The 19,745-nt window shown below is 67.6% G+C and carries 16 protein-coding genes; 5 read left to right on the top strand and 11 right to left on the bottom strand.

The annotated features are described in order from the left end of the window. Positions 1–14: 14 nt before the first annotated feature. Both AB4850_RS00900 and AB4850_RS00895 read right to left on the bottom strand, forming a co-directional pair. A complete protein-coding gene (locus tag AB4850_RS00900; RefSeq protein ID WP_414440746.1) occupies positions 15–1,373 on the bottom strand; it encodes an MFS transporter in 1,359 nt (452 codons plus the stop codon). A 99-nt stretch (positions 1,374–1,472) separates the two neighbouring features. Then, positions 1,473–2,453, bottom strand: coding sequence for an amidohydrolase family protein (locus tag AB4850_RS00895; protein ID WP_414440745.1), 981 nt, complete (start codon positions 2,451–2,453; stop codon positions 1,473–1,475). A 165-nt stretch (positions 2,454–2,618) separates the two neighbouring features. Here AB4850_RS00895 and AB4850_RS00890 point away from each other — a divergent pair, with 165 nt between their 5' ends. Next, positions 2,619–3,572, top strand: coding sequence for a LysR family transcriptional regulator (locus tag AB4850_RS00890; protein ID WP_414440744.1), 954 nt, complete (start codon positions 2,619–2,621; stop codon positions 3,570–3,572). Positions 3,573–3,585: 13 nt separating this feature from the next. Here the strand turns inward: AB4850_RS00890 and AB4850_RS00885 are convergent, their stop codons facing one another. The 5 genes from AB4850_RS00885 to AB4850_RS00865 form a co-directional block, all read right to left on the bottom strand. Further along, a complete protein-coding gene (locus AB4850_RS00885) occupies positions 3,586–4,737 on the bottom strand; it encodes an alkene reductase (protein ID WP_414440743.1) in 1,152 nt (383 codons plus the stop codon). Positions 4,738–4,822: 85 nt separating this feature from the next. Next, positions 4,823–5,515 (bottom strand): type 1 glutamine amidotransferase domain-containing protein, encoded by a 693-nt coding sequence (locus AB4850_RS00880; RefSeq protein WP_414440742.1) that lies wholly within the window; start codon positions 5,513–5,515, stop codon positions 4,823–4,825. Positions 5,516–5,621: 106 nt separating this feature from the next. Continuing rightward, a complete protein-coding gene (locus AB4850_RS00875; protein ID WP_414440741.1) occupies positions 5,622–6,230 on the bottom strand; it encodes a TetR/AcrR family transcriptional regulator in 609 nt (202 codons plus the stop codon). 108 nt (positions 6,231–6,338) lie between these two features. Then, positions 6,339–7,565: a M24 family metallopeptidase gene (locus AB4850_RS00870; RefSeq protein ID WP_414440740.1), complete on the bottom strand. Its 1,227-nt coding sequence runs from the start codon at positions 7,563–7,565 to the stop codon at positions 6,339–6,341. A 75-nt stretch (positions 7,566–7,640) separates the two neighbouring features. Beyond that, positions 7,641–8,528: a hypothetical protein gene (locus AB4850_RS00865; protein WP_414440739.1), complete on the bottom strand. Its 888-nt coding sequence runs from the start codon at positions 8,526–8,528 to the stop codon at positions 7,641–7,643. 123 nt (positions 8,529–8,651) lie between these two features. On the opposite strand from AB4850_RS00865, the gene AB4850_RS00860 reads away from it, so the two are divergent. The 4 genes from AB4850_RS00860 (at position 8,652) to AB4850_RS00845 (ending at position 15,390) form a co-directional block, all read left to right on the top strand. Next, the gene (locus tag AB4850_RS00860) at positions 8,652–9,569 is read left to right on the top strand and encodes a LysR substrate-binding domain-containing protein (RefSeq protein WP_414440738.1); all 918 of its coding nucleotides are present in this window, start codon (positions 8,652–8,654) and stop codon (positions 9,567–9,569) included. A gap of 189 nt (positions 9,570–9,758) precedes the next feature. Further along, positions 9,759–10,676 carry a glycine betaine ABC transporter substrate-binding protein gene (locus AB4850_RS00855; RefSeq protein WP_414440737.1) on the top strand — a complete coding sequence of 306 codons (918 nt, stop codon included), beginning with the start codon at positions 9,759–9,761 and terminating at the stop codon, positions 10,674–10,676. Positions 10,677–11,084: 408 nt separating this feature from the next. After that, positions 11,085–13,514 carry a TonB-dependent siderophore receptor gene (locus tag AB4850_RS00850; RefSeq protein WP_414440736.1) on the top strand — a complete coding sequence of 810 codons (2,430 nt, stop codon included), beginning with the start codon at positions 11,085–11,087 and terminating at the stop codon, positions 13,512–13,514. A 79-nt stretch (positions 13,515–13,593) separates the two neighbouring features. Beyond that, complete coding sequence (locus AB4850_RS00845) at positions 13,594–15,390, top strand: ABC transporter ATP-binding protein/permease (RefSeq protein ID WP_414440735.1); 1,797 nt, start codon at positions 13,594–13,596, stop codon at positions 15,388–15,390. Between the two features lie 111 nt (positions 15,391–15,501). Here the strand turns inward: AB4850_RS00845 and tldD are convergent, their stop codons facing one another. The 4 genes from tldD to AB4850_RS00825 all read right to left on the bottom strand — a co-directional run bounded on the left by tldD (position 15,502) and on the right by AB4850_RS00825 (position 19,724). Continuing rightward, positions 15,502–16,974, bottom strand: a complete 1,473-nt coding sequence (gene tldD, locus AB4850_RS00840) for a metalloprotease TldD (RefSeq protein ID WP_414442044.1) — start codon at positions 16,972–16,974, stop codon at positions 15,502–15,504. A gap of 40 nt (positions 16,975–17,014) precedes the next feature. Then, positions 17,015–18,388: a TldD/PmbA family protein gene (locus AB4850_RS00835; protein ID WP_414440734.1), complete on the bottom strand. Its 1,374-nt coding sequence runs from the start codon at positions 18,386–18,388 to the stop codon at positions 17,015–17,017. A gap of 139 nt (positions 18,389–18,527) precedes the next feature. Then, positions 18,528–19,004, bottom strand: coding sequence for an ExbD/TolR family protein (locus tag AB4850_RS00830; protein ID WP_414440733.1), 477 nt, complete (start codon positions 19,002–19,004; stop codon positions 18,528–18,530). 9 nt (positions 19,005–19,013) lie between these two features. Next, positions 19,014–19,724 (bottom strand): MotA/TolQ/ExbB proton channel family protein, encoded by a 711-nt coding sequence (locus AB4850_RS00825; protein ID WP_414440732.1) that lies wholly within the window; start codon positions 19,722–19,724, stop codon positions 19,014–19,016. Between the last annotated feature and the right edge of the window lie 21 nt (positions 19,725–19,745).

Below are 19,745 nucleotides of genomic sequence, written 5' to 3'. Positions count from 1 at the left end.
GCCGCCGCGCGCCGTCATTCGACGGATTCGACAGCCGGTGCGACGCGGTGGCCGCGCGAATAGTGCAGGCCCATCGCGCCGATCGCGAGGCACGCGCAGGCGACCGGCACGAGCAGCAGCAGGAACACGCCGGACAGCCCCACCGCGCTGCCCAGCAGCAGCGCCCCGACGAACGAGCCCGAGATCGCGCCGAGCCGGCCGACGCCGAGCGACCAGCTCACGCCCGTCACGCGGCTCGCGGTGGGATAGAAGCCGGCCGACAGCGCATTTGCGCCTGTCTGCGAACCGGCGACGGCAAAGCCGATGCCGAAGATGCCGGCGCACAACAGCAGCAGATCGTCGTAGCGCCAGGCCACCAGCAGCACGCACAGCATGCCGGCGCAGTAGGCGAGCGCGAGCACCACATAGGCGTTGCGGCGGTCCATCGCCCGCCCGATCAGGATCGAGCCGACCGTGCCGCCCACCTGGAACATCGCCGTGACCACCGCCGCCTGCGACAGATCGAAACCGGCCTCGCGAAACAGGCTCGGCATCCAGTTGGTGACCAGATACACGACCAGCAGGTTCATCCAGCTCACGCACCAGAGCGCGACGGTGCCGAACCGCAGCGTCGGCGCGAACAGTTGCGCCACGGGCGAGCGCGCCGCCACAGCGGCCGGCTCGTCCACCACGAAGCGATGATCGGCACCGGGCGCGCCGGGCGAAATCCGCGCGAGCAGCGCCGCGATCGCGTCGGCCGGCGCACCGCGATGGATCAGGAAGCGGATCGACTCGGGCAGCGCCGCCAGCATCAACGCGCCGAGCGCGAGCGGCAGCAGGCCGCCGATCACGAACATCGCATGCCAGCCGTACAGCGGGATCACCTTCGCGGCCACGAAGCCGGCCGCCGCCGAGCCGAACGTGAAGCCGCAGAACATGGTCGTGACGATCAGCGCGCGGCGCGTTCGCGGGCTGTACTCGGACGTCATGGTGATCGCGTTCGGCATCGCCGCGCCGAGGCCGACGCCGGTCAGCAGACGGCACAGCGTCAGCACGCGGATGTCAGGCGCGAGCGCACTGAGCAGGCTGAACAGGCCGAAGCCGAACACCGAGGCCAGCAGCAGGCGGCGGCGCCCGATCCGGTCGCCGAGCGGCCCGGCGAAAAACGCGCCGAGCGCGAGGCCGGCGAGGCCGGACGCCACCAGCAGCGTGACGGCGGTGGTGCCGGGATGCCAATCGGCGCGCAGCGCGGGCACGACGAAGCCGATCAGCGCGGTGTCGAGACCGTCGAGCGCGACCACCGCGAAGCAGAGCGCGGCAATCGAGAACTGGAAGCGGGAAAACGGCTGCGCGTCGATCCAGCGCGGCACGTCGAATGCGTGAGCGGGTTGCAAGAGGTGTCTCCGTTATCGGTTTTTTTTCGTGGAAAGCGGCCGGCGCCGCCCGGGCCGCCTCTGTCGGGCGACGCGCGGGCGGCGGTCACGGCGGGCCGCTCAGTCGAGCCGGAACAGGCGTCGCGCGTTGTCGCGGCCGACCTTGATCCGGTCGTTCTCGCCGATCTCGGCGCGGTCGAACCAGGTACCAGCCTCCTCCATCGCCTCGAACGGGTAGTCCGCCGAGAACAGCACGCGGTCGCTGCCGATTTCCTCCATCGCGTTGCGCATCGCGATGGTGCGGAAGTTGCCGCTGGTCGTGACGTGGAAGTTCTCGCGGAAGTAATCGATGAACGGCCGCTTCGCCTTGACGCCGAGCGGGTTCTTGCCGTCGGCCGAGGCCCAGTGCGAGGTGCGCCAGATGTTGTTCTGCACGAGTTCGCCGAGATGGCCGAGCACGATCTGCAGGCTCGGATAGGCATCGAACAGGCCGCTGCCGATCAGGCGCAGCGCGTGCACGCCGGTTTCGGGCGAAAACGCCCAGGCCGGCCCCATCAGCCAGGGGTGCCCCTCGATCGAGCGCTGCTGGCTCGGCAACGGGTTGCGCGGATGCAGGTAGAACGGCACGTCGAGCTTGGCGACCTCGGCCCAGAACGGCCAGTATTGCGGCAGATCGTAGTAGGTCGAATCGTCCTCGCTGCCGATCTGCGAGAAGCCGTTCACGAGCGCGCCCTTGAAGCCGAACTCCTTCACGCAGCGTTCGAGTTCGCGCGCCGCCGCCTCCGGATCCTGCAGCGGCAGCGCCGCGAACGCGCCGAAACGGTCCGGGCGACGCGCGACGTGCTCGGCCAGCAGGTCGTTGGCGCGGCGCGCAACGTCGATCGCGCGCTGCCGGTCGGTGATCGCCTGCACGGCCGGCGCGTTCAGCGAGAGAATCGCGTAGCCGATCCCGCAGGCATCCATCCGCTCGATCCGCTCGTCCTGGATGTCGAGCAACTGCCGGCGGCGCACCTGCCACAGGTCGTGGGTGAAGAAGCGTTCGGAATCGCCGATCGTATCCGGCGAGGCAAAGTGTTCCTCGAGTGCAATCTTGTTGTCCATTGAGGTGTCCAGAATGTTGTTGGGTTAGCGAAGGCAGCCGCATCGCATCGTTGCGGCTGCGTCGAACCCCAGCATAGGGACGGCCCGGACCTCTGTTAAATTGATCGACTGAATGCCGGTATTCAGCGCATGAATGCCCCAGGATTACCCTAGCTCCCCGCTCGCATGCCCACCACTCCCGACACGTTGCTGCGCAACATCGACCTCAACCTGCTGCTGGTGTTCGACGTGCTGTATCGCACGCGCAGCACCACGCGCGCGGCGCAGGCGCTGCATCTGACGCAGCCCTCGGTCAGCAATGCGCTCAAGCGGCTGCGCACCCTGTTCGACGACGTGCTGTTCGTGAAGACGCCCGACGGCATGCAGCCCACGCCGCGCGCCGACGACATCGCGGCGCTGGTCGACGGCGGGCTCGCCTCGCTGCGGCTCGCGCTGCAGGCCGGGCGGCCGTTCGATCCGGCTTCGGAAACGCGCACGTTCCACCTGTACGTCAGCGATCTCGGGCAGGCCATCTTCATCCCGCCGCTCGTCGCGCACTTGCGCCGGGTAGCGCCGGGCATCCGCATCGTCACGATCGATCCGCCGCTCGACGCCGCGCAGCAGATGATGAAGCTCGGCCAGATCGATCTCGCGCTGGGCATGTTCGCGGGGCTGCACGCCGATTTTCATCAGCAGCGGCTGTTCCACGAAACCTACGTGGTGCTGGTGCGCAACGGCCACCCCACGATCGGCGACACGCTGTCGGCCGAGCAGTTCTTCGCGGCCGATCAGGTGATCTACACGCCCACCGCCGGCAGCCACGCGCATTTCGAGGCCGAACTGAACGCGCGCTCGCCGCATCGCGGCGGAGCGCGGCGCGTGTCGTTGCAGGTCGCGCATTCGTTCGGGCTCGATCACATCGTCTCGGCCAGCGATCTGGTGGCCTGCCTTCCGAGCCGGCTCGCGCGCGTGCTGACGAGCCGCCAGGATGTGCGCGCCGTGGCGCTGCCGTTCGACATCGCGCCGGTGGACATCGCCCAGTTCTGGCACGAGCGCTACCAGCGCGACGACGGCCACCGGTGGCTGCGCGCGCTGGTCTACACGCTGTTTCACGATCACCTTCCGAGCGCGGTGCCGTAAGCGCGCGAGATAGTCAGGATTCCGATCCGATCGTGCACTCCGCCGCTTCATGCGCCGGGTAATCGACATAGCCCTTCTCGCTGCCGCCGTACAGCGTCGGCGCATCGAGCGCATTGAGCGGCCAGCCGTTGGCGATCCGCTCGGGCAGGTCGGGGTTCGCGATGAACGGGCGGCCGAAGCCGACCAGATCCGCCAGCCCCGCCTGAACGAGCCGCTCCGCGCGCTCGGCCGTGTAGCGGCCCGCATACAGAATCCGTCCCGAGAACACGCGCCGCACCTCGCGGCGGAAACCGTCGGGCAGATCGGGCGCGTTGTCCCAGTCGGCTTCCGCGATCGACACGTAGGCCACCCCGGCCGCTTCGAGCACCTTGATCGCCTCGATATAGGTCGCGTGCGGATCGGCCTCGACCAGTCCGATATAGACGCGATCCTGATCGGTGCTCTCGAACAGCGGCGTGAAGCGCACCCCCATCCGCTCCGCGCCGATTTCCGCCGCCACCGCCTCGACGATCTCGCGCAGGAAGCGCAGCCGGTTCTCGAGCGAGCCGCCGTATTCGTCGGCGCGATGGTTCGCATGCTCGGAGATGAACTGGTTCACGAGATAGCCATTGGCCGCGTGGATCTCGACGCCGTCGAAGCCGGCCGCCATCGCGTTGCGCGCGGCCTGCGCGTACATCGCCACCAGTTCGCGAACCTCCTGCCGTTCGAGCGCACGCGGTTCGGGCGGCTCGACCAGCGTGCCCGTGTCGGGCCCGGTGGCGATAAACGCGCGCACCTTGGCGGCCTGGATCGCGGACGGCGCAACGGGCGCCTGGCCGCCCGGCTGCAGCGCGTGATGCGACACGCGGCCCACGTGCCAGAGCTGCGCGAACATCAGGCCGCCCGCGTCGTGCACGGCCTCGGTCACTTGCCGCCAGCCGGCGATCTGTGCATCGCTGTAGATGCCGGGCGTCCAGGCATAGCCCTGGCCTCGCGGCTCGATCTGCGTGCCTTCGCTGATCACGAGCCCGGCGCCGGCGCGCTGCCGGTAATAGCGGGCCATCAGGTCGGTGGCCGCGTCGCCGTGGCGGCTCGCGCGCTGCCGCGTCAGCGGCGGCAATACGATGCGGTTCTTGAGCGTGAACGGGCCGAGCGCGACCGGTTCGAAGAGTGCGTGTCGTTGCATGATGATTTCGATTCGGATGACGAAGCAATTAAGGCGGATGGGCGCGACGTGCCGCCCGCGCCCGCCGGATGGCGGGCGGACCGGCTCAGGCGTTGCCGCCCTGCTTGAGGTGCGCGAGCAGCCGCGCGGCGGCTTCGGCCGACGAGCCGGGGTTTTGCCCGGTGATCAGCAAGCCGTCCTGCACCACGTAGGAAGCCCAATCGTCGCCGCGCGAGAAGCGGCCGCCGTGCTTCTTCAGTTCGTCTTCCACCAGGAACGGCACCACGTTGGTCAGTTGCACCGCGTCTTCCTCGGTGTTCGTGAAGCCTGTGACCTGCTTGCCGTCCACCAGCGGGCGACCGTCGGCCGTCTTCACGTGGCGCAACACGCCGGGCGCGTGGCACACCAGCGCCACCGGCTTGCCGGCTCCGATGAACGCCTCGATCAGCGCGATCGAATCCGTGTCTTCCGCCAGATCCCACAGCGGGCCGTGGCCGCCCGGATAGAACACCGCGTCGAAGCCGGCCGGATCGATGCCGGCCAGCGGCAGCGTGGCGGCCAGTTGCCGGGTGGCAGCCGCATCGGCCTCGAAGCGGTGCGTGTGCTCGGTCTGGAACATCGGCTCGTTGCTCTTCGGGTCGAGCGGCGGCTGGCCGCCCTGCGGCGAGGTCAGGACGATCTCCGCGCCCGCGTCCTTGAACACGTAGTACGGCGCCGCCAGCTCTTCCAGCCAGAAGCCGGTCTTGAGCCCGGTGTTGCCCAGTTGGTCATGCGAGGTGAGAACCATCAGGATCTTCATGGTGTATCGCTCCATCGAGATAAACGGCGCTTCCGAATTAGACCAGTCGTCTAGTTTCAGCGTCAAAAAAAGCACTTCGCGAGAAGTGCCGTTGCGGGCATACAGATCAGCCGGCGATGCCCAGGATCTTGCGGGTGGTCGAGAGCGCCGTGTCGAACGGCTGCATGCTGCGCACGATCTTGACCAGAATGCTCGCGCCCAGCCACAACTCGTAGAGGCCTTGCGCGACTTGCGCCGGCTCGCCGTCGAACGACAGCGAGCCGTCGTCGCGCCCGGCCTCGATCGCGCCCGTCAGCCTGGCCACGATGCCCGAGGTGCCGCGATCGAGCGCGGCGCGCATGGTTTCGGACAAGTCCACCACCTCGGCGGCCAGCTTGACCGCCAGGCACTTGCCCTGGCAATCGAACGAGCCCTGATTCGTGCGCCATTGCTGCCAGTACGTCATCAGGCGCTGCGCCGAGGTTTGCTTCGGCGCGGCCAGCGTGATGTCCAGATCGGCCAGATAGTCTTCGAAATAGCGGTTCAGCAAGGCTTCGCCGAACGCGTCCTTCGAGCCGAAGTAGTGGTAGAACGAGCCCTTCGGCACGCCCGCGGCGGCCAGGATTTCGTTCAAGCCGACGGCCGAAAACCCCCGGCTCGCCATCAAGGTCTGGCCAACGGAGATGATGCCCTCGCGGGTATCGGAAGCGGTTTCGCGGACGGCGGCTGAGTTCATGGAGCGCACTGTAGCATCGATTAGACCAGTCGTCTACTGCCAATTGCGACGAATGGATCGTCGACCTGCGCAGGCCGCCCGGCGGCGCTGCGCAACGCTCATGCAGGCTCAGGCCAGCAATCGCGCCTCGAACGGGTAGTCGGACAGCAGTTCGAGCTGCCCGTCGTCGCGCACATACACCTGCTCCTCCAGCTTGACGCCCTCGCCGCCGGCTTCGTGCCCGATGTAGCTCTCGATGCACAGCGTCATGCCCGGCTCGATCACGCCGTCATAGCCTTTTGCATCGTTGTCCTCACGATGGCAGATGTACGGATATTCGCCGGTCATGCCCACTCCGTGCGCCAGCGCGAAATAGCGCCGCGCCCGGTACGGCTGCGGAATCTGCCAGGCGCGCGCGATGAACTCCTGGAACGTGGTGCCCACCCGCACGTTTTCCATGTTGGCGTGCACCTGATCGTAGGCGAGCCGGTACAGCGTCTTCTGCGCGTCCGTGGCCGGGCCGTCGCCGCACAGGAACGTGCGCGAGAAATCGGCGTAGTAGCCGAAGCGGCCCACCACGTCGGTGTCGAGCCCCACCAGTTCGCCAGCCTGAATCTTGCGCGGGCTGCTTTCCTGGAACCACGGGTTGGTGCGCGGCCCCGAACTGATCAGGCGCGTCTCCACATAGTCGCCGTCGCTGGCGATCACGTGCTGATGCAGATGCGACCACAGTTCGTTCTCGCTGATGCCCGGCACCAGCGCCGCTTCGAGCTTGCGCACGCCCTCCTCGGCGGCACGCAGCGAGGCGCGGATCATCTTGATCTCGTTCTTCACCTTGATCGCGCGTGCCCGTTCGAGCGGCTCCTGCGCGTCGGAAATCTCGTAGCCGCGCGCCTGCAGCGCGAACGCGGCCGCCGAGGTGGCGCTCTCGATCGCGATCCGCTTGCCGCCGCCGTTGGCGCGCACCAGATCGTCGATCTCGTCGGCCCAGCGCTCCGTCACCTGGCGCAGCATGTCGTCGCAGAAGTAATAGGAAATCGCCGTGGCCGGGCGAATTTCGTCGACGGTGTCGAGCCCCGCCGCCAGGAATTCGCAGCCGGCATATTCGAACAGCACCACCTTGCCTTCGGCCGGCACGAACACGTAGCGCGCCGGGTTGCGCATCGAATACACCTGCATGTTGCGCGAGCCGGTGGCATAGCGCATGTGGGTGGGATCGAACAGGATGGCCGCGCTCAGGTCGCGCTTCTTCAATTCGCGGCGCACCGCGGCAAGCCGGTCGCGCTGGATCTGCGCGATCTCGTCGGCGGTGGGTTCGCAATCTTCGGGACGGCGGGTCGGGCGGAGGATCGTCATGATAGTGGGGGAAATGGTTATCGATCAGTACAACGAATAATAAAATCGGCTTCGATGCGTGGCGTCAGGATCGGCTCAGTCGACCAGGCTGTCTGCCCGCACCAGGTTGCGTTCGGCTTCCAGATGCATTTCCGACACGCGCCCGTAGAGCTGGCGCGTGCGCTCCAGCCGCCCCACCACGCCGGGCCGCTTCGAATACGCGAAGATCGCGGTGTGCCGGTCGATCGCGCCGGCCACGCGCGTCACGCGGTGCAGCGAGAAGCGGCCCTTGAACAGTTGCAGATCGCCGGGCTGCAGCGTGATCACGCTGATCGGCGCGCGTGTCTCGCCGCGCACCACCTCGCCCACGCCGCCGTAGTTTTCGCCTTCCGGCGAGCGAATGTTCGGGCAGTACTCGAAATCCCCGCCCGCTTCGGGCTGCTGCGTCATCATCGAGACGATGAATTCGTTGGTGTCGTAGTGCCAAGGCTGCTCGGTGCCCGGCGGCATGACGTTCTGCACCAGGCCGGCATACGGGTCGGCGTATTCCCAGATCCGCGCTTCGCCAAGGCAGGCCGCCACGAAACGCTTCATCGCCTGCGCCACGTAGATCCGATGGACCACCGCATCGGCCGGGATCACGTCACGCGTGACGAAGCCGCTGGTGCGATCCATGAAGACACGGCGCGGGTCGCCCGGCGGCAGCGCCGGGTCGTCCGCCGTGAAATAGGCGTTGACCTTGCGATGCGAAAAGTAGGTTTTCTTCGCGAATTCGCGCCCTTCCGCGCCGGCTTGCGCCAGCGCCTCGGGGCGCAGAAAGCCGTGCAGCACGGCGCTGCCGTTGCCGGCCAGCTCCGCGCGGCAATTCGCGAGCAGCTCACGCATGCGCGGGTGATCGGGATCATGCAGGGGGTAACGGTCGGTATCGACGATATCGCTCAGATCGATGCATTCTGCGTCGGCGAGAGGCAGGCTAACTGACACGGCGGGCTCCGGTTTCGAAAAAAAGTGGGCGGGTTTGTGGCCGGAATTGTTTTCGACAACAATCGGCCCAGCGACGTCCGCATGATTCGACCGACAATTTCGTTTGGAAAGCGAGTAATTCCGATGACCACCATCAGCGAACCCGATTGGTCTCAACTGCGCTCGCTCGACGGCGAGCTGGTGCGCGCGTTCATCGCCGTGGTCGACAGCGGCGGCGTGACCGCGGCCGCCAAGCAGATGCACCGCACCCAATCCACCATCAGCCTGCGAATCCGCACCCTCGAGGAGCGGCTCGACACGCACCTGTTCCTGCGCGACAGCCGCCGCCTCGCCCTGTCGCGCGACGGCGAGAACTTCCTGATTCACGCGCGCCGCATCATTCAGGTGCAGAACGAGGCGATCACCGCGCTGAAGCACAGCAGCACCCAAACCGTGATTCGTTTCGGACTGCCTGAGGATTACGCCGAGCTGTGGCTGCCCGACCTGCTGGAGAAGTTCTACCGGCTGCGCCCCGGTGCGCGGCCGCATATCGATTGCCGGATGTCGCTGGAGCTGATCGAGCGGCTGGAGGCGGGCGAACTGGATCTGGCGCTCGTGGTGCGGCACGGCGCGCAGTCGGACGGGCGGCACCTGGGCCGCGAGGAGGTGGTGTGGGCCGCGCACCAGGGCTTCACGCTGGCCGAGGGCGCACCGGTGCCGCTCGCGCTGTTTCCGGAAACCTGCTGCTACCGTCAGCGCGGGCTGGCCGCGCTGGCCGCAACGGGGCGGCCGTATCACGTGATCTATACGAGCCAGAGCCCGACCGGCATCAAGGTCGCCGTCAACCACGGCGCGGCCGTCACCATCATCGATCGTTGCACCTTGCCGGCGCACTGGCGCGTGCTCGGCGCGGAACACGGCCTGCCGCCGTTGCCGCCGGCTGATCTCGAACTGCTTCGGTCGCCGCAAAGCCGCAACCCCGCCACCGATGATCTGGCTTCGCTGATCGAAGCGATGGTGGAAGAGCGGCGGCGCACCCGCAGCGAGCCCGTGCCGGCCTGAGCCTGCGGCAGCGAGTGCGGCGCACGGCCGATCGATCGGCTTCTCCGATGGGCTTCATCGGAATTCCTCGCTGTCAAAACCAAATTGGCGTCGTGAAGATGTCGTCGAGCGAGCACCCCGTGGCACGTCCTCGAGACGATTGCACCCTGCTCGCCGCCCTCACCCTACCCACTTCGTCCGAGTGCCGCCATGAGCCTGCTCCCGCCGCTGCTGTCCCGCTTCCACGCCTGCTTGCCGCCTTTCATTCGCGCCTTCCGACGCAGCCTTTACCGGCTGTTGCTCGTCTGCCTGCTGTCTCCCGCCGCGTTCGCCCACGCCGAGGAGCACAACATCGTGATCGGCGTGAACAACTGGGCCGAGAACATTGCCGTGGCGAATCTGTGGCAGGCGCTGCTGACGCAGAAGGGCTATCACGTCACGCTGCAGCCCGGCGACAAGGCGATCATTTACAGCGGTGTGGCGCAGGGCAAGCTCGACCTGACCTTCGAGGTCTGGCTGCCCTCGGCCGACGGCGCGCCCTATGCGTCCGTGCAATCGCGCGTCGAGAAGATCGGCCCGTGGTTTCCGCGTGCGGCGCTCGGGCTTGCGGTGCCCGACTACGTGAAGATCGACAGCATCGATCAATTGAACGCCAATGCCGCGCAATTCCAGCACGACGGCAAGCCCACCATTTTCGGCATCGAACCGGGCAGCGGCCTGATGAAGCTGACGGCCAAGGCACGCACGGAATACGGCCTCGACGCCGCGGTGCTGCCCTCGTCGGAGGCGGCCATGTTGCTGGCGTTGGATCGCGCCGAGAAGCGCCACGAGCCGATCGTCGTCACGCTGTGGAATCCGCACTGGGTGTGGGCGAAATATCCGATGCACTACCTGAAGGATCCGAAGCAGGTGTACGGGCAGCCCGACGCGATCTACGCGATCGCGACCAAAGGCTTTGGCGGCCGCCACCCCGATATCGCGCGCTGGATGAACACGTGGAAGATGGACGACCACACGCTCGGCTCGCTGATGCAGGCGATTCGCGACGGCGGCGAATCGGATCCGCAGAAAGGCGTGATGAAGTGGATCGATGCCAACAAGAGCACGGTGGATGATTGGTTGAAGTAGGGGTATCGATCGGACAAATCGGGCCTTCATGCCAGGGCTCGATGCATGGCTGCCGGACCGGCGGGCGCTATTCCACACCTTTCGCTGCAGACACGTCGTGTGCAGCGAAGCACGCATTCCGGCGGGCCATCCGTATCGACACCCCACCAACGTGCAGGCCTAGCGTCGGCCTGCCATCCCTGTCACCCAGCCCGAATCCGCCGATCAGGCGGCCGAAATCGGTCACGAATCGGTCACGACAGGTGGCCTAAAAAATTTCTTCGGGACGGTATCACTTTCACTTGCGTCGTTCGACATAACTGATGAAAACGCGACGTGTGACTGCCGCCAGGCGGTCGCGCGAGAGACCAGCCCGGTGCTTGCGCGTGACGCCCGACAGATAACATCACTCGATCAGAACCGCACATGATGAACGTGACTTCTCGTCCCCGCAGGCTGCTCCGCCCCCGCGCCATTGCCCTGGCGATCGCGTCCGCTCAATGTCTCGCGGCGGCAGGCGCGCACGCCCAGACGGCCGGCAAGACTGTCGCCGCCGCGCAGGATTACCACCTGCCCAGCGGTCCGCTCAACCAGGTGCTGATCCAGATCGCCGGGCGCACGGGCCTGCCGCTCTCGTTCGATCCGGCGCTGGTCGGTTCGGAGCGCTCTGCGCCGGTCGAGGGCCGGCTCGCGCCGATCGAGGCGATTCGTCAGGCGCTCGCGGGCACCGGCGTGGAACTGGTCGTCACCGACAGCAATCATCTGACGTTGCGGCGCGCCACATCGCCGGCCAAGGCGCCCGTCTCCGCGCCCGCCCCGCAAGCCGCGGCCACCCAGGCCGAGGAAGCCTCGGCGGAGTTGCCGTTGATCAGCGTGGCCGCAACCCGCGACTCGGGCGGCACCGGCTTTCTGACCGAGTCGTCCAGCACGTTCACGCGCACCGACACCCCGTTGAGCGAAACGCCGAAGTCGATCACCGAAATCAACGCAGCGGTGATTCAAAGTCAGAACGACACGACCCTGGCCGACATCCTGCGCAATGCCTCGGGCGTGATCACCCGGCCGGGCCCTTATGGCGTGCCCGATTTCTCGATACGCGGCTTTACCGGCGCGCCGGTGATGCTCGACGGCATGTCGATGGCCGGCGCGAATTCGACCAACCCGGCCGCCACCTCGTTGATCCCCTCGATTGCGATTGCCAGCGTGGAAGTGGTGAAAGGGCCGTCGGCGATCCTGGCCGGCGACTCGCCGCCGGGCGGTGTGATCAACATCACGAAGAAGCAGCCGCAGGCCGAACCGTTCCATGAGATCCAGATGGGAATCGGCATGTACGGCTACAAGCAGCTCGCGTTCGACAGCACCGGCGCGCTGACCCAGGACGGCAAGCTGCTGTACCGCTTCGTGCTGTCCGGCGACAAATCGACCGAATCCGCCATGGGCTACGACGGCGGCCGGCATGTCTACTTCGCACCCACCATCGAATGGAAGGACGCCCACACCGATCTGCAACTGGGCTACACGCACATCGTCACGCGCGATCCGTTCCCGCAGTTCACGGTCGGCTACGCGAGCGGCGGCTTTTACAACAGCTATTTTCGTCAGGCGCTCGGCAATCGTGAGGATGCCTTCACAACGCGTTCCGACGAGGTGAAGGGCAAGTGGGAGCAGAAGATCAATGATCATCTGAGCTTCGTGAACCGCGCGAACTACCTGCGATCGTACCAACACCAACTCGGCTGGGGCACCGGCTCCACAATCGGCCCCGGCAATTCGCTCACGCTGATCGGTTTCAATTCATCCTCGATCTACTACACGCTGAGCACGCAGAGCTATGCGCGCATCAAGTATGACTACGGCTCGGTGAAGTCCACCACCTTGATCGGCTTCGATTATGGCTACAGCCGCGTGTCGCAGTTCGACGAAAACAACTTCAACATCTTCAATATCCCCAACATCTGGGGAGGCTATTCGGTGCCGCCGCTCTCGGCGGACCTGCAACCGAGCCTGAATTACGCGACCACCCGCAGCGGCCTGTACCTGCAGGAGCAGTTGAATATCGGCCGATTCCACGCGCTGGGCTCGATTCGTCGCGACAACTACCTCTCGACGCTCGACATCATCGGCAACAGCCGGCAGAACGCCGGCACGCATCAGTCCGCCTACAGCCCCAGCCTCGGCCTGATGTATCAACTGACCGACGAGCTTGCCGCCTATGCGAGCTACAACCGCAGCTTCGTGCCCGCCACGGCCATCACGTTTTCCGGCGCGCTGTTGCCGCCCGAGCGCAGCGACCAGGCCGAAATCGGCGTGAAGATGAACCTGCTCGACGACAAGCTCGCCGTGACGATGGCGGCCTACCGAGCCTCGTACACCAACCAGCCGGTCACCGATCCGGTGCACTCGGGCTATTCGCTCGGCACCACCGGTTCGGTCAGCCGCGGCTTCGAACTGGAGTTCCAGGGGCAGGTGGCCAAGGGCCTCAACGTGATTGGCCAGTACACCTACAACAACTACCAGCAGAGCTACAACCCCACGCTGCGGGTGAATTTCCCGAAACACACCGCCAGCCTGTGGACCACCTACAACTTCCAGAACGCGACGCTGCAAGGCGTGGGTTTGGGCGTGGGGCTGTACTACGCCAGCGGCCAGGACGCCGGCTACACCGCCGTGCCGGCCTACCACCTGCCCAGCCAGATCGAGACCGATGTCGGCCTGTTCTACCGCAAGAAGCATTACGGCCTGAACCTGTCGATCAAGAACGTGTTCAACCGCAACCTGTACTACAGCAGCACGAGCGCGAGCTTCATCCCGATGGGACCGTCGCGCACCGTGTTGCTGACCGGCACCTACGACTTCTGAGTCTCCCCCGCCGCCGGCGCGCCACGTCGCGATGCCGGCGGCGCGCCGTTCCTCCCCGTCTTGCCCCCCAGCCGAACCCATGTCCGCCCTGCCCCCCACCGATCTCGACTACCGCGAATCCGAAACGCGCGGCAGCCGCCCGCGGTCCCGCGTGAGCGAACTCGTCTCGCCCTACTGGCGCTCGTCCGAGGCGCCGCTGTCCGCCGCGATGGCGGCCGTCATCATCGGCCTGAGCTTTACCGGCGTCTATATCGGCGTCTGGAGCAATCAGTGGTCGGGCCGCTTCTACGATGCGATCGGCGCGGCCCGCTTCGCCACCATCCCGCACCTGCTGTTGAGCTTTCTCGGCGTGGTGCTGGTGGCCGCCACGCTGGTGCTGATCGGGTACGTGCTGCACGAACTGCTGGTGCTGCGCTGGCGCACCTGGCTCACGCGCCATCTGATCGACGCCTGGACAGCCCGCGACAGCTATTTCCGCATCGAACGCGACAAGCTGTTCGACAACGCCGACCAGCGGATCGCCGAGGACGTGCGCCTGTTCGTCTCCACCACGCTGCGGCTGAGTTTCTCGATCATCAGCGTGCCGGTGTCGGCGTTCACGTTCAGCGTGGTGCTGTGGCGGCTGACCGGCACGTACACGCTGCATGCGGGCGGCACCACGCTGTCGATTCCCGGCTACATGGTGTTCGCGGTGTTCGCCTATACCGGCGCCACGCTGCTGATCACGCATGTGACCGGGCGCAGGCTGATGTTCCTGAACGCGCACCAGCAACGCGTCGAGGCCGACTTCCGCGCCATGATGCTGCAGATTCGCGACGGCGCCGAGCAGGTGGCGTTCTATGACGGCGCGGCCACCGAGGCCACCCGGCTCAAGCGCAGCTTCGCGCTGGTGCGCGGCAATGCGCTCGACATCATCCGCGTGACCTCGATGGTGATGTTCTCGACCCAGGTGCCGGGACAGATCAGCAGCATCCTGCCCGCCCTGCTCGCGCTGCCGCAAATGGCCGCGCACGGGCTGACGGTGGGTTGGCTGATGCGCGTGTCGTCGGCGTTCGGTTCGGTGGCGGGCACGCTGGCCTTTTTCCCGCAGTGCTACCAGGAGTTCGCCACGTTGCGCGCGGTCACGCGCCGGCTGCTGACCCTGCTCGACGCGACTCATGCGCAGGCCGCTTCACTGCCCGCTTCGCCGGCCGCGCCCGGTGAAGCAACCGCGCCGCGGCTCACGCTGCGCCGTCACGACGGCCCCGGCATCGCGGTCGGCGCGCTGCGCCTGACCGATCAGCACGGCGCGACGCTGGCCGGCACGCCGGCATTCGCGATTGCCGCCGGCAGCCATCATCTGATTCGCGGCCGTTCCGGCAGCGGCAAAAGCACCCTGCTGCGGGCGATGGCGGGAATCTGGCCGTACGGCGAGGGGCAACTGTCGATGCCGCCGCGCGAGGCGCTGATGTTCGTGCCGCAGCGCAGCTATATCGCCACCGGTTCGTTGCGCGACGCGCTGGCCTATCCGCTGACCGGCGACACGCTCGATGCGGCGCGCGCCGACGCGGTGCTGCGCCGTTGCGGGCTGGCGCACTATGCCGATTCGCTCGACGTGGTGGACCGCTGGGCGCACCGCCTGTCGGGCGGCGAGCAGCAGCGGCTTGCGTTCGCTCGCATCCTGCTCCAGCGGCCGACCTATCTGTTCCTCGACGAAGCCACCAGCGCGCTCGACGAAGCCTCCGAGCGCACGCTGTACCGCACCGTGCTCGACGCGCTGCCCCACGCAACCGTGATCAGCGTCGCGCATCGGCCCGGCGTCGCGGCCTTCCACGAGCATGTGATCGAACTCGGCGTGCACGCCGCGGCGAAACGCGAGACGATCGACGAAGGCTGATCGCCGCGTGCTCGCAGCCGAGAGATCGCACGAGCCGCTGCACACGACACAACGGCCCCCCGCGACCTGAATCGCGAGGGGCCGTTTTTGTCGACGCGAGGCTCAGGATGCTCAGGCCGTGCCGCCCACCGTCATCTCGTCGATCCGCAGCGTGGGCTGACCGACGCCCACCGGCACGCTCTGGCCGGCCTTGCCGCACACGCCCATCGCGGTGTCGAGCGCGAGGTCGTTGCCGATCAGCCGCACCTGCTTCAACGATTCCGGCCCGTTGCCGAGCACGGTAGCGCCACGTATCGGCGCACCGAGCCGCCCATCCTCGATCAGGAAGGCTTCCGAAGCGGAGAACACGAAGCGCCCGCTGGTGATGTCCACCGAGCCGCCGCCGAGATGCGCCACGTAGATGCCACGCTTCACCGAGCGCACGATCTCCTCGGGGTCGCGCTCGCCCGCGCGCATGTAGGTATTGGTCATGCGCGGCATCGGCAGCGACTGATACGACTCGCGGCGACCGTTGCCGGTGGAGGTGGTGCCCATCAGGCGCGCATTGGTCTCGTCGTGGATATAGGCGCGCAGGATGCCGTCCTCGATCAAGGTGGTGCAGCGCCCCGGCGTGCCCTCGTCGTCCACCGACACCGAGCCGCGGCTGCCGGGCACGGTGCCGTCGTCCACGATGGTGACGCCGGGCGCGGCCACCCGCTCGCCGATCCGCCCCGCGAACGCCGAGGCGCCGCGCCGGTTGAAATCGCCTTCGAGGCCGTGGCCCACCGCTTCGTGCAGCAACACGCCGTTCCAGCCCGGGCCGATCACCACGCTCATCACGCCGGCCGGCGCGGCGCGCGCGTCGAGCTTGCCCAGCGCAGCCTCCACCGCCTCGCGCGCGGCCGCGCGGATCGCCGGGTCGGTGAACATCGCGTAGCCGGCCCGGCCGCCCAGCGTGCGCGAAGCGCTTTCGCGCGCGCCACCGCGCAGCACCTGCACGTTGATGTCGAGCCGCACCAGGGGCCGCACGTCCACCGCGTGGCGGCCGTCGCTGCGCGCAATCACCACCAGTTGGTGGGTGGCCGACAGGCTCGCCTCGACCTCGGCCACGCTCGAATCGCAAGCGCGCACGTGGCGGTCCACGCGTTCGAGCAGTGCGATCTTGGCCGCCGAATCGAGCGTGCCGAGCGGATCGTCCGCCGGGTAATAGCGTGTCGGCTCGGCGCGGTTCGCCATCGCAATCACGCGAGCCGGCGCGCCGCCATGCGCGGTGGCGCCGGAGACGATGCCGGCTGCGCGGCGCAGCGCCTCGGCATCGACGCGCTGCGAGGTGGACAGCACCGCTTGCTCGCCATGCACCGCGCGCAGGCCGAAGCCGGTTTCGGCGTGATAGACGCCGCGCTTGACCGCGCTCTTTTCGAGCGCCCAGTGTTCGGACACCGACGCTTGCACGAACAGGTCGGCGAAATCGGCATGCGCGCCCATCGCCTGCGACACGCAGCCGAACAGGCCACCGAGATCGAGGCCCTGCGCGGCCAGCAGGGCATGGGCGGCCGCCTCGGGGGTCACGGGGGCCGTGCGGGAAGAAGCAACGGTATCGGGCATGGTGATGGGTTCGGAGGAGGAAAGTGAGGAGAAGGTCATGTCAGGCACCGCCCACGCGCATGGCGTCGATCAACCAGGAGCCGGTGGTGACGTTGCCGCGCGTCAGGGCATCGGCACCGACCGCCACCAAACCACACGCCATCTCCAGCAGATTCGAGGCCACCGTCACGCCCGCCACCGGATGGCGGATCTCGCCGCCCTCGACCCAGAAGCCATGCACCGCGCGTGAGAAATCGCCCGTCAGCGGATTGACGCCCTGCCCCGTCATGCCGCACACCACCAGCCCCGTGCCGAGCCGCGCGAGCATCGCCGGCCAGTCGTCCCCGGCGCGGGTCAGGCTGCTGGACAGACGCAGGTTGGTCGGGCCGATGCAGTGGTCGGCGAGCGCCACGCCGAGCCGGCGGCTGCCGTACAGATCGACGAAATAGGCATCGAGCACGCCGTCGCGCACCACCGTGCGTGCACGCGTGGCGAGGCCGGCGCCATCCCAGGCACGGCTCCCGATGCCACGCACCACGAACGGATCGTCGTCGAGGCGCACGTGCGGCGCGAACAACGGCTTGCCGAGCGCGCCGCCGAGGAACGAGCGGTGCAGGTACAGCCGCCCCGCCGTCGCGGCCGACAGGTAATCGCCCAGCAGCCCGATCGCGCTCGATGGATCGAACAGCACCGGGCAGGTCCGGGTCGGCACCGGCTTCGCGCCGAGCCGGGCCAGCGCGCGCTCGGCGGCATGGCGGCCGAGCGCTTCCGGATCGCTCAGATCGGTCGCGCGGCGGCAGGTGTCCCACCACCCGTCCACCTGCTTCTGGCCGTCGTGGATCGCCACCGGCGAACAGGCCAGCGAATGCGAGGTCGAGCTGCCGGCCAGCGCCAACCCGTCGCTGTTGGCCAACCAGTGGCGGGTACGCGCGCTCGACACCGAAGCGCCCTCGGTTTGCGGCACGCGCGGGTCCACTGCCAGCGCCGCGGCTTCGATGCGCGAGGCCAGCGTCACCGCATCGTGCAGGCTCAAATTCCAGGGGTGATCGAGATCGAGCGCGTCGGCGCTCGACGGCGCAGCGACATCGGCACTCGACGGTAGGCCGACGCAAGCGTCCTCGGCGGTGATCGCCGCGATCTCCAGGCCACGCGCGATCAGCGCCTGCAGCGCCGGGCCGGACAGGTCCGACGACGCCACGGTGGCGCAACGCTGGCCGCGATACAGCGTGACCGAGATGCCGTGCGCATGACGGAACGTACGCTCGTCGGGCTTGCCGCCGCGTACGGTGACGGACAGCGATTCGCTGTCGTTGACACGCACTTCGGCCGCGCTCGCGCCGGCCGCCAGGGCGAGCGCGAGCACATGTTCGGCGGCGTGTTCGGGTGGCACCGTGGCCTGGGCGGCCACAGTGTCGGGCGGGGCATGGTCTGACATACGGAAGCTCCGGAGTACGAACGATATAAGGGAGCACGCCGGGCCGCGAACGGCCGGCACGGCGTGCGCGCACGAAGGCCCGCTCCGGCGCGCGAAGGCGCGGGAGCGCAAGGCGGAGCCGTCGGGCAATGCGGGAAAATCAGTGCGACGTGGCGGCCGGCGAGGACGTAGCCGGGGCAGCCGGCGGATCGGTCACGAAGTTGATGTGCGACAGGCCGCCGGCCTGCACGCTCGCCAGCAGCTTGGCCACCCGCCCGTAGGGCACGGCTTCGTCGGCGTAGACGTTGACAGCCGGCGGCGGCGCACCGCCCGCACCGGTGGCGCCGGCCGCTGCGGCGGCGATCCGTGCGGCCAGGTCGGCAGCATCCACCGGCGTGCGGTTCCACAGCACCGTGCCGTCGGCCGTGATCGACACGTCGATGTCCTTTGGCGAGGGGTCGGCGGCCTGCGCGGGGGCCTTCGGCAACGCCACCTTCACGGCCTGGTTCATTACCGGCAGCGTGATGATGAACACGATCAGCAGCACCAGCATCACATCGATCAGCGGCGTCATGTTGATGTCGTTGACGAAGCCGTCGTCGGCACCCGAAGCGGAGGGATCGTTGAGGATCGACATGGCCGCGCCTCAGGCACCGAGCCGGGCGGCCCGGCTATCGAGGCGGTCCTGCTGCTTGCGGTGCCCCGTGACGTAGAACACGTTGAGCTGGTGCGAGAAACGCAGCAGCTTCTGCCCGACGTTCTTGTTGCCGCGCGCCACGAAGTTGTAGCCGAGCACCGAGGGAATCGCCACGAACAGGCCGACCGCCGTGGTGATCAGCGCCTCGCCCACCGGCCCGGCCACATGGTCGAGGCTGGCCTGCCCGGAGGCACCGATCGCCACCAGCGCGTGATAGATGCCCCACACGGTGCCGAACAGCCCCACGAACGGCGAGGTGCTGCCGATCGAGGCGAGCACCGCCAGGCCGCTTTGCAGGTGCGCCACCTGTTCGTCGAGCGCGTTGCGCACGCAGTAGGCGATCCACTCGCCGCCGCCCAGGCCGTCCTCCAGCAGCGGCTGATGCTTCTGCTCGCTGGCCTCGCGCGCGGCCAGCGCGAGCTGGCGGTACGGATTGTCATGCGTGCTGCGCTCCAGCGTCTCGATGCCCTCGTCGATCGAGCGCGCGGCCCAGAAGCGCGTGTGCGCGGCCAGGCCCAGGCGCGCGAGGCGCCGGTTCGCCAGCCCCTTCACGATCATCACCGCCCACGACACCACCGACATGCCGCCGAGAAAGATCAGAATGAAGCGGGTGATCAGATCACCCTGTTGCCAGACGTTGGCAAGCCCGTAATGTTCCATGTGCGACTCCAGAAGGCGGAC

This window comes from Burkholderia sp. 22PA0106 (assembly GCF_047497155.1).
Classification (GTDB): domain Bacteria; phylum Pseudomonadota; class Gammaproteobacteria; order Burkholderiales; family Burkholderiaceae; genus Burkholderia.
Note: the sequence above shows the minus strand (reverse complement) of the source record. Positions and strands in the feature narration are given on the sequence as shown.